We start from the raw sequence: 9,722 nt of genomic DNA on the forward strand, positions 1-9,722 counted from the left end.
CTGCCTGCACGTGACCGCCGAGACCGCGGTCTCGGCGGTCACGTGCAGGCAGGCGGCGATCCGCATGCCGTCGAGCGGGCGCTCGGCGGCGAACCGCTCGCCGACCGCCCGCAGTACCGGCATGGCGCGGGCGGCCCACTCGATCCGCCGCTCGCCGGCCTCCCCGGAGATCTCCACTGCGCACCGACCGCCGGATGACTCAGTAGCGGTAGTGGTCGGACTTGTAGGGGCCTTCGACGTCGACCCCGATGTACTCCGCCTGCGCCTTGGTGAGCGTGGTCAGCTTGACGCCGAGGGCGTCGAGGTGCAGCCGGGCGACCTTCTCGTCGAGGTGCTTGGGCAGGGTGTAGACGCCCAGCGGGTAGGCGTCGGTCTTGGTGAACAGCTCGATCTGGGCGATCACCTGGTTGGTGAAGGAGTTGGACATCACGAACGAGGGGTGGCCGGTGGCGCAGCCCAGGTTCATCAGCCGGCCTTCGGCCAGCACGAGGACGGAGTGGCCGTCGGCGAAGATCCACTCGTCGACCTGCGGCTTGATGTTGTTGCGCTTGATGCCGGGCAGCTTGGCCAGGCCCGCCATGTCGATCTCGTTGTCGAAGTGGCCGATGTTGGACACGATGGCCTGGTGCTTCATCGCGGCCATGTGCTCGGCCGTGATGATGTTGAAGTTGCCGGTGGCGCTGACGAAGATGTCGGCCTGGCCGACGATCTCCTCCAGGGTGGTGACCTGGTAGCCGTCCATCGCGGCCTGGAGGGCGCAGATCGGGTCGATCTCGGTGATGACCACCCGCGCGCCCTGGCCGCGCAGCGCCTCGGCGCAGCCCTTGCCGACGTCGCCGTAGCCGCAGACGACCGCGACCTTGCCGCCGATCAGCACGTCGGTGGCGCGGTTCAGGCCGTCGATCACGGAGTGGCGGCAGCCGTACTTGTTGTCGAACTTCGACTTGGTCACCGAGTCGTTGACGTTGATCGCCGGGAAGAGCAGCGTGCCGTTCTTGTGCATCTCGTACAGGCGGTGCACGCCGGTGGTGGTCTCCTCGGTCACGCCCTTGATCGCTTCGGCGGTGGCGGTCCACTTGCCGGGGCTCGTCTCGATGGACCGGCGGAGAGTGTCCAGGATGATCTTCCACTCTTCGGGGTCGTCGGCGTCGGCGGTCGGGACCGCGCCCGCCTTCTCGTACTCCGCGCCCTTGTGGACGAGCAGCGTGGCGTCACCGCCGTCGTCGAGGATCATGTTGGGGCCGGCGCCGTCCGGCCAGCTCAGCGCCTGCTCGGTACACCACCAGTACTCCTCCAGCGTCTCGCCCTTCCAGGCGAACACCGGCACGCCCTTGGGGTCGTCGACGGTGCCGTCCGGCCCGACGACCGTGGCCGCGGCGGCGTGGTCCTGGGTGGAGAAGATGTTGCAGCTCACCCAGCGGACGTCGGCGCCGAGCTCGACCAGGGTCTCGATGAGCACGGCGGTCTGGATCGTCATGTGCAGCGATCCCATGATCCGCGCGCCGCGCAGCGGCTTGCTGCCCGCGTATTCACGGCGGACGGCCATGAGGCCGGGCATCTCGTGCTCGGCGAGGTGGATCTCCTTGCGCCCGAAGGCGGCAAGCGACAGGTCGGCCACCTTGAAGTCCATGTCATTCCCCTCTGGCTGATGTCGTCGTCAGCGAGTTTATGGGCCCGGTACGCCCCAGCGCACACCGAGAGGGCCAATCCTGACATAGGATTGTCAGAATGCGGATCACAGAAGCCGCCAAGCGGCTCGGCATGTCGCCCCGGATGCTGCGCTACCGGGAGGCGCTGGGGCTGTTGCCCCCGGTCCGCGGGCACGGCGCGCACCGCCGGTTCGGGGAGGAGGAGCTGGCCGCCGTCGCCCACGCGATCGAGCTGGAGCGGCGCTTCGACGCCTCACCGGCCGAGCTGGCGTTCGCGCTGCGGGTGCTCACCGAGCCGGGCGTCGCGCACGCCGTGCGCGAGCTGGGCCTGCGCATCGGCCGCATCCAGGCCCCGCGCCGCGCGCTGGACTTCGAGAAGGAGAAGGCGCTGCGACTGCTGCGCGGCCGACCGACGATTGATCGTCGCTCGAAAGAGTGACGACAGACCGGGACGGTACGGCCACAATTCCTGACATGTCGCTCACCACCAGGCTCGACAGCGCCGAACGAGCGTTGTCGGAGATGAACCTCGGCCGATTCTTCCGATCCCGGCTGCTGGACGTGGCCATCGGCCTCACGCTCACGCTGCTGGCGGTCATCCCGAACTATGTGAGTCCACAGGTCACCTACCTCCTGCGGAGCGACGGGGTGTTCTACTCAGGGCTGAGCCAGCCCGGCCTGATCGTGCTGAGCGGCCTGCTGCTGGCCACCGCGCCCCAGATGGTACGGCGCCGGTTTCGCCTGCCGGCGCTCGCCCTGATTCTGATCGGCGCCGGCATCCTTGCCGTGGCGGAGATCCTGCCCAACAAGGCGCCGATACCCATCTACCTGTCCGGAATCCTGTCGGTCTACACGCTGCTCGGAATGCTGCCCCGTTCCACCCGATGGGTCTGCGGGCTCGGCGCCGCCGCGGCCTTGCTGCTCATCAGCGTGTACGAGCACGGGATATGGTCGATCGTAGGTGTCACGATCTTGGTGGTGACGTTACTCACCGAGCTGCGCGGCAGCCGCATGGAGATCGACCTGTTCCGGGCCGACCGGCTGGACCAGGTCAAGGAGCGGGCGGCGATGGCCGAGCGGGCCAGGATCGCCAGGGAGATGCACGACGTCGTGGCCCACTCCGTGTCGATGATCGCGGTACGCGCCGAGACCGCCCCCTTCACGCTCGCCGAGGAGGGCGACGAGCTGGGCGAGGCGACCAGGCGGGAGTTCGCCGACATCGCCGGCAACGCCCGCGACGCGCTCGCCGAGATGCGCCGCCTGGTCGGCGTACTGCGGGCGGACATCCCGGACGCGGCGGAGACCGCGCCGCAACCCGGGCTCGCCCAACTGCCCGAGCTGATCGAGCAGCACCCCGGTGACGTGGACCTGGACGTGGTGGGCGAGGAGTGCCCGCTGCCCCAGGCGGTGGACGTCAGCGCCTTCCGCATCGTGCAGGAGTCGCTGCACAACGCCCGCGTCCACGCCCCTGGCGCGCGGGTCTCGATCGAACTGGCGTACCGTCCCACCCTGCTGGCCATACGCGTCGCCGACAACGGTCCGGGAGACGCGGGCGGGGACAAGGACGGTGCGGAGGAGAGTGAGGGCGCGGGTCACGGCCTGATCGGCATGCGCGAGCGGGCGCTCGCGCTAAGCGGGTGGTTCACCGCCGGTCCCGGGCCGCACGGGGGCTTCCTCGTCCAGGCCGGACTACCGACCGAATGACCGCGCCCTCCTCCCCGATGTCCGTGCTGATCGCCGATGACCAACCGGTGGTGCTGCGCGGCTTCGCGGCGGTGATCGCCGCCCAGCCGGACCTCACCGTCGCCGGTACCGCCGCAGACGGCGTCCAGGCCGTACGCCTGGCCGAGCGGACCCGCCCCGACGTCGCCCTGCTGGACATCCGGATGCCCAGGATGAACGGCATCGAGGCGGCCCGACGGATCATCGAGGCGCACGACACCAAGGTCATCATGATCACGACCTTCGACCTCGACGACTACGTCTACGACGCGCTCTCCGCGGGGGCGAGCGGGTTCCTGTTGAAGGACGTGCGGTCGGGCGACCTGGCCGAGTCGGTGCGGATCGTGGCCAGGGGCGAGGCGCTGCTGGCCCCGAAGGTCACCCGGCGGCTGATCGCGACGTTCGCCGCGCGGCGGCCCGCCGTACCGGAGACACCGGGGCTGACGCCGCGCGAGGGCGAGGTGCTGCGGATGATCGCCAGGGGCCTGTCGAACGCGGAGATCGCCGCCGAACTGGTGGTCTCCGAGCACACGGTGAAGACGCACGTGGCCCGCCTGCTCGCCAAGCTGGGCCTGCGCGACCGCACCCAGGCGGTCATCCACGCCTACGAGACGGGCCTGGTCACCCCGCACCGAGCGCCAGAGCGGTAGCCCACCGGGCGCGCTAGAGCAGTAGCGACGGGGTCACCCCGCACCGCGCGCCAGAGCGGTGGCGACGGGTCACCCCGCGCCGGGTGCCGGGGCGGTGGTGGCCGGGTCGGCGCGTTGGGACTGGTAGAGGTCGGGCTCCAGGTAGATCACCCGGGCGATCGGCACGGCGGCGCGGACCCGCTGCTCGGCCGCGTCGATGCCGCGGGCGACCTCGGCGGCCGTGTCGTCGTGGTCGATCGCGATCTTGGCGGCGACCAGCAGTTCCTCCGGGCCGATGTGCAGGGTGCGCAGGTGGATGACCCGGGACACCTCGGGGCCGCCGGTGAGCGCGGCGACGATCTGGTCCTCGGTCTCCTCGCCCGCGCCCTCACCGATCAGCAGCGACTTGGTCTCCACGGCCAGGATGACCGCGATGACCGCGAGCAGCACGCCGATCGCGATGGTGCCGACGCCGTCCCAGACGCCGTTCCCAGTGATCACGGCCATGGCCACGCCGAGCAGGGCGAGGATCAGGCCGACCAGCGCGCCGAGGTCCTCCAGCACGATCACCGGCAGCTCGGGGGCCTTGGACCTGCGGATGAACTGCACCCACGACTGCCCGTTGCGGACCTGGTTGGCCTCCCTGATCGCGGTGCGGAAGGAGAACGTCTCGGCGATGATCGCGAAGATCAGCACCCCGAACGCGACGACCGGCGTCTTCACCGGATGCGGATCACTGATCTTGTGCACGCCCTCGTAGATGGAGAACACCGCACCGACCGTGAACAGCACCACGGCCACCACGAACGCGTAGAAGTAGCGCTCCCGGCCGTAGCCGAAGGGGTGCTTGGGAGTGCGGGCCCGCTGCGCGCGCTTGCCGCCGACCAGCAGCAGCACCTGGTTGCCCGAGTCGGCGACCGAGTGGATCGACTCGGCCAGCATCGAGGAGGACAACGTGAAGAGATATGCCACGAACTTGGCCACGGCAATGGACAGATTGGCGATCAACGCCGCGACGATCGCCTTGGTACCGCCACTCGCGCTCACGTGTCGTCTCCACTCTCGATCAACCGGCCGGGGTATCCGGGAACAGCATCTGGATCCTATTCGGAAAGCCGCATCTCCAGCTCGCCGACCACGGGGACCGGAGACGGATCGATACCGTACCCCAAAGCCAGATAAACGCTCCCATAATCCAACAAACCGACCAGCGTCGCGATCCGCTCCAGCGGATGCCCGCCCTCGGCCTTGAGTTCGGTGACCGGAACGCCGCGGTCCTGGGCCAGCCGCAGGCACAGCTCGCGGCGGCGAGCCACGCTCGGGTGCTCGTCGGTGTCGCGCAGCACCACCAGCCGCAGCGTGCGGGCGCCCTCGTCGGCGAAGATGTCGCGGGCGGCCAGCGGGCCGTCCAGCGCGCCCGCCTGGTCGTGGCAGACGTCGGGGATCTCCCCGTGCAGGGCGGGGTAGGCCGCGTCCTGGCCGAGCCGTGCGGCCAGCCGGTGCGCGGCCACGGCGGTGAGCGGCGAGGAGCCCCAGACCATCGGAACCGTCTCGGCCAGCTCCATGGCCAGGCTCTTGCCGGGGTTGATGAACGACTCGCTGGCAGGGCGACATCGGTGCGCGGTCTCCTCCAGCCGCTCGGCCACCGTCTCAAGCAACGCGTCGTCGGCGCTGGTCAGGGTGATGGCCGCGGCGGCGCAGATCAGCGGCACCAGCATCGCCCACAGCCCGGCCCGCGCCGGACCGGCCGCCTCCACCGGCACGAACGGCGCGCCGGCCTGCCTGGCCACGGCCTGCAACGGCGACTCGGCGCGCCCGACCGCGAGCAGCCGGCACCCCCGGCGGACCGCCTCGCGGGCCAGCGCCAGCGTCTCCTCGGTGTCGCCGGAGAAGGACACCGCGATGACCAGGTCGGCGGTGCCCACCCAGCCGGGCAGCCGGAAGGAGCGGACGGTGACGAACGGCACGGGCGAGCCCGGCCCGCACACGGCGGACAGCAGGTCGCCCGCGAGCGCCGCGGTCCCCACCCCGGCCACCACCACGGCACGCGGCCTGCCGTCGGCGGCCAGCCCGCCGTCGATGCCCGCGCCGGCCACGGCCCTCCCGGCGATGCGCACCTGCGCCGCGGCGGAGGCGAGCACGGGCAGCATGCCGCCTGGGTCCGCCTCGACCAGATATCCCTGATCGTCGAGCCTGTCCGCGTCCCAGCGCAGGTCAGGCGGCGAGGTCACGGTTTGCGGGCCTCGTCGACGAGCAGCACGGGGATGTCATCGCGGACCGGATAGACCAGTCCGCACGCGCTGGAGGTGCAGGTCAGCTCCTCGGCCTCGGAGTCGGCCCGGAGCGGCGACCTGCACGCGGGACAGGCCAGGATCTCCAGCAACCAGTCGTCGATCTTCACAGCTATCTCCTCACGAGGGCCAGGACCTCTTCCCTGACCTCCGCCATCTTTCGCTCGTCGGCCGCCTCGGCGTTCAGCCGGAGCAGCGGCTCGGTGTTGGACGGGCGGAGGTTGAACCACCAGCCGTCGCCGGTCACGGTCAGGCCGTCCAGCTCGTCGAAAGTCACTCCCTCCCGGCCGTCGAAGGCGGACCTGACCCGCTCGACGGCCGCGCGCTGGTCGGCGACGGTGCTGTTGATCTCCCCTGACGCCACGTGGCGGGCATAGCGCGCCACCACCTGGGACAGCGGCCGGTCCTGCGCCCCCAGGGCGGCCAGCACGTGCAGCGCGGCCAGCATCCCGGAGTCGGCGTACCAGAAGTCGCGGAAGTAGTAGTGGGCCGAGTGCTCGCCGCCGAAGATCGCTCCGGTGCGGGCCATCTCGGCCTTGATGAACGAGTGACCGACCCGGGTACGGACCGGTACGCCGCCGTGCTCGCGGACGATCTCCGGCACCGCCGCCGAGGTGATCAAGTTGTGAATGATCTTGGAGCCGGGGTGTTTGGCCAGCTCGCGGGCGGCGACCAGCGCGGTCACAGTGGACGGCGAGACGGACTCCCCCAACTCGTCCACCACCCAGCAGCGGTCGGCGTCGCCGTCGTAGGCCAGGCCGATGTCGGCCCCGTGCTCGACCACGGCCTTGCGCAGGTCGAGCAGGTTGGCCGGTTCGATCGGGTTGGCCTCGTGGTTGGGGAAGGAGCCGTCCAGCTCGAAGTACAGCCGGGTCAGCTTGACCGGCAGCCCGTCGAACACCGCCGGGACCGTGTGCCCGGCCATGCCGTTGCCCGCGTCGACCACCACCGAAAGCGGGCGCATCGCCGACAGGTCGACGAGCGTGCGCAGGTGGCCCGCGTAGCCGGGCAGGAGGTCCTTGACCACGACCTCGCCGGTGACCGGGCCGCACCGCGGGCCGCCGTCGGCGATCAGCTCGGCGGCACGGTCGCGGATCTCGGTCAGGCCGGTGTTCTCGCTGATCGGCACGGCTCCGGGGCCGCAGAGCTTCATGCCGTTGTAGCGGGCGGGGTTGTGGCTGGCGGTGAACATCACCCCCGGCCTGCCGAGGCTGCCGCTGGCGTAGTAGAGCAGGTCGGTGGAGGCCAGGCCGATGTCGAGCACCCCCGCCCCGCGCGCGGTCGCGCCCCTGGCGAACGCCGCCGCCAGCGGCTCGGAGGACGCGCGCATGTCGCGCCCCACGACGATGGAAGCCGCCCCGGTCACCTCCGCGAAGGCGGCCCCCACGGCCTCCGCGATCTCCGTGTCCAGCTCGTCCGGGACCACGCCGCGAACGTCGTAAGCCTTGAAGATCCTGGCGAGGTCGCCCACTCCCAGCTCCGCCCTGGTGATCGATTGTCCGTCTGGCCGAGAACGCTTCGAGCCTACTAGCGGTCGCGCTGCGGTCGCGCGGATCGGAGCACCCGGAGATGACCGCGCCTGCCGACCTCGATCCCCTGACCCACCGGCTCTCCGCTGCCGGACTTGGCCGGCTTGGCCGCCTCGCGCACCGCGTTGGCGAGCGCTTCCAGATCGTCGCTGCTCGGCCGGGCCGCCTCGCTGGGCAGGCGCACGACCTCCCATCCGCGGGGGGCGGTCAGCCGCTCGGCGTGTTCGGCGCACAGGTCATAGCAGTGCGGCTCGGCGTACGTCGCCAGCGGGCCGAGCACGGCGGTCGAGTCGGCGTAAACGTACGTGAGCGTGAAGACGGCAGGCTGACTGCAGGCGGTGCGCGAACAGCGGCGGACGGGGCTCACGGAGGGACCGTATCCGGTAAGAGTCCCAGGCGCCACTATCCAGGCGGCTCTTAACGAGCGTGTCGCCACAATTCGGACAGGTGTCATGGCTTTCACCGTCTTGCGTGCTATCCGGCCCCTCCAGTCGCCCAAGCCCGGGGCGAACGGGCCTGCCGATGCGGGCGGCAGCACCTAAGCTTGCGCTGTGAGCTCCGCAACAGGGGGCACGCCCGGAGGGGCGCCCCGGCCGCGCGGCCCGCGCAGGCGTGACCGCCACGGCCGTGGCATGCGCGGTCCGATCGCGCCCCCGCACGTGCCGATCGCCAGGTCCAGGAGCGAGCGCTTCGACGACTTCGTGCTCGATGCCGTGGACCGGCTCAAGCCGCGCTGGGCCAGGCAACTGGCGTCGGTGGAGTTCTCCGTGGAGGAGGTCCCCCCGGCGAGCGAGCTGGGCGACGGCCCGGGGCGGGTGGTCGGCGAGCCGATCCCGTTCGGGCGGGCCGAGCCCGCGGCGGGGTCCGGCCCGGCCGCCGTCGTGGTCTACCGCAGGCCGCTGGAGGCGCGGGCGCGCGACCGTGACACGCTGGGCGCGCTCGTCCACGACGCGGTGGTCGAGCAGGTCGCCAACCTGCTCGGGCTGTCCCCCGAGACCGTCGATCCCGGTTACGACGACCGGCACTGATCCCCGAAGAACCAGGTCAGGGCAGTACGGCGACGGCGGAGTCCACCACCGGCGGCACCAGAGCCCAGGCGCGGCCCAGCGCGAGCGGCTGGACGGTGATCAGCGGGCCGTCGCCGGTGCGCTCCTCAAGCGCCCGCCCGCCGTACACCGGGCCGGAGCCGGGCAGCGGGGTGACCGTCAGCGCGTACTCCCCGCGCACCTTCGGGAGCTTGACCTGCGCGGTCCGCTGGGCCGACACGGCCGCGTCCACGGGCGGCGGGGCCTGCCCGCGCGCCGGTACGACCTGGACGCGCACCTTGGCGGCCCCCTCCGGCGCGGTGAGCAGCAGCCGGGTGCTCCGGCCGGCGCCGCCGCCGTTCTCGGCGACCGTGCTGCCCAGGCCGATCGGCGACCCGCCCGCGCTGAACGCCACGTCCGGGCCGCTGCCGGTACCGGTCACCACCACCCCGGCCACCACCGGGACCTCCGCGCTCAGCACGAGGGCCGCCGCCCCCGCCGCGATGCCGCTGGACACGTCGAGCGTGGCGACCGACCCGGCGGGCACCTCGACGGTCTCGCGGCCCTTGAGCGCGTAGGAACCGTCCTCGGTGACGGCCTTGACCTTCACCACGGCGTCGGCCTCGCCGGGCGCGGCCACGTACAGTTCGCGCTTGCCGCCGCCGCCCGGAATGCCGGGCACCACGACCCTGGTCGCGGGCGGCGCGGCGGCCGGGAGCCAGTCCACGCCACCTCCCTTCCGCCCGTCGCCGAGGCGTACGTGGACCGCGGCGGCCACCCGGCCGGTGCTCGTGCGCACCTCCACGGCCATCACCAGCGGCGTGGGGGCCAGCTCCGCAAGCGGGATCGCCTGGTGCCCGCCCGGCCCCACCACGAC

Annotated in this window: 12 protein-coding genes; 4 read left to right on the forward strand and 8 right to left on the reverse strand. The window is 71.5% G+C overall.

The genetic code is table 11. From position 1 onward, the window contains the following. Positions 1–177, reverse strand: a 177-nt coding sequence (locus C1I98_RS29125) for an adenosylhomocysteinase (protein ID WP_199537293.1), incomplete at its 3' end; no start/stop codon positions are given. A 22-nt stretch (positions 178–199) separates the two neighbouring features. Beyond that, complete coding sequence (gene ahcY, locus C1I98_RS29130; protein ID WP_111170605.1) at positions 200–1,630, reverse strand: adenosylhomocysteinase; 1,431 nt, start codon at positions 1,628–1,630, stop codon at positions 200–202. Between the two features lie 98 nt (positions 1,631–1,728). On the opposite strand from ahcY, the gene C1I98_RS29135 reads away from it, so the two are divergent. The 3 genes from C1I98_RS29135 to C1I98_RS29145 are packed head-to-tail and all read left to right on the forward strand — an operon-like array spanning position 1,729 to position 4,021. Further along, on the forward strand, positions 1,729–2,088 hold the full coding sequence (locus tag C1I98_RS29135) for a MerR family transcriptional regulator (RefSeq protein WP_111170606.1): 360 nt from the start codon (positions 1,729–1,731) through the stop codon (positions 2,086–2,088). 35 nt (positions 2,089–2,123) lie between these two features. Beyond that, positions 2,124–3,353, forward strand: a complete 1,230-nt coding sequence (locus tag C1I98_RS45165; protein ID WP_111170607.1) for a sensor histidine kinase — start codon at positions 2,124–2,126, stop codon at positions 3,351–3,353. Then, positions 3,350–4,021 (forward strand): response regulator, encoded by a 672-nt coding sequence (locus C1I98_RS29145; RefSeq protein WP_199537294.1) that lies wholly within the window; start codon positions 3,350–3,352, stop codon positions 4,019–4,021. Before C1I98_RS45165 ends, C1I98_RS29145 begins: the two co-directional genes overlap by 4 nt. Positions 4,022–4,090: 69 nt before the next feature. On the opposite strand, the gene C1I98_RS29150 is transcribed toward C1I98_RS29145, so the two are convergent. The 5 genes from C1I98_RS29150 to C1I98_RS29170 are packed head-to-tail and all read right to left on the reverse strand — an operon-like array spanning position 4,091 to position 8,187. Next, entirely contained in the window at positions 4,091–5,047 is a 957-nt protein-coding gene (locus C1I98_RS29150) for a cation diffusion facilitator family transporter (RefSeq protein WP_111170609.1), read from the reverse strand. Between the two features lie 56 nt (positions 5,048–5,103). Beyond that, complete coding sequence (locus tag C1I98_RS29155; protein WP_233508284.1) at positions 5,104–6,231, reverse strand: SIS domain-containing protein; 1,128 nt, start codon at positions 6,229–6,231, stop codon at positions 5,104–5,106. Next, complete coding sequence (locus C1I98_RS29160) at positions 6,228–6,407, reverse strand: Trm112 family protein (protein ID WP_199537296.1); 180 nt, start codon at positions 6,405–6,407, stop codon at positions 6,228–6,230. Before C1I98_RS29160 ends, C1I98_RS29155 begins: the two co-directional genes overlap by 4 nt. Further along, positions 6,404–7,762 (reverse strand): phosphomannomutase/phosphoglucomutase, encoded by a 1,359-nt coding sequence (locus C1I98_RS29165; RefSeq protein ID WP_111170611.1) that lies wholly within the window; start codon positions 7,760–7,762, stop codon positions 6,404–6,406. Before C1I98_RS29165 ends, C1I98_RS29160 begins: the two co-directional genes overlap by 4 nt. A gap of 56 nt (positions 7,763–7,818) precedes the next feature. Further along, positions 7,819–8,187 carry a DUF3499 domain-containing protein gene (locus C1I98_RS29170; RefSeq protein ID WP_111170612.1) on the reverse strand — a complete coding sequence of 123 codons (369 nt, stop codon included), beginning with the start codon at positions 8,185–8,187 and terminating at the stop codon, positions 7,819–7,821. A 265-nt stretch (positions 8,188–8,452) separates the two neighbouring features. Here C1I98_RS29170 and C1I98_RS29175 point away from each other — a divergent pair, with 265 nt between their 5' ends. Continuing rightward, positions 8,453–8,848 (forward strand): metallopeptidase family protein, encoded by a 396-nt coding sequence (locus C1I98_RS29175; RefSeq protein WP_111170613.1) that lies wholly within the window; start codon positions 8,453–8,455, stop codon positions 8,846–8,848. Between the two features lie 16 nt (positions 8,849–8,864). On the opposite strand, the gene C1I98_RS41815 is transcribed toward C1I98_RS29175, so the two are convergent. Continuing rightward, a partial coding sequence (locus tag C1I98_RS41815; RefSeq protein ID WP_233508285.1) for a DUF5719 family protein occupies positions 8,865–9,722 on the reverse strand: 858 nt, incomplete at its 5' end.

Source organism: Spongiactinospora gelatinilytica, from assembly GCF_003236385.1.
Taxonomy (GTDB): domain Bacteria; phylum Actinomycetota; class Actinomycetes; order Streptosporangiales; family Streptosporangiaceae; genus Spongiactinospora; species Spongiactinospora gelatinilytica.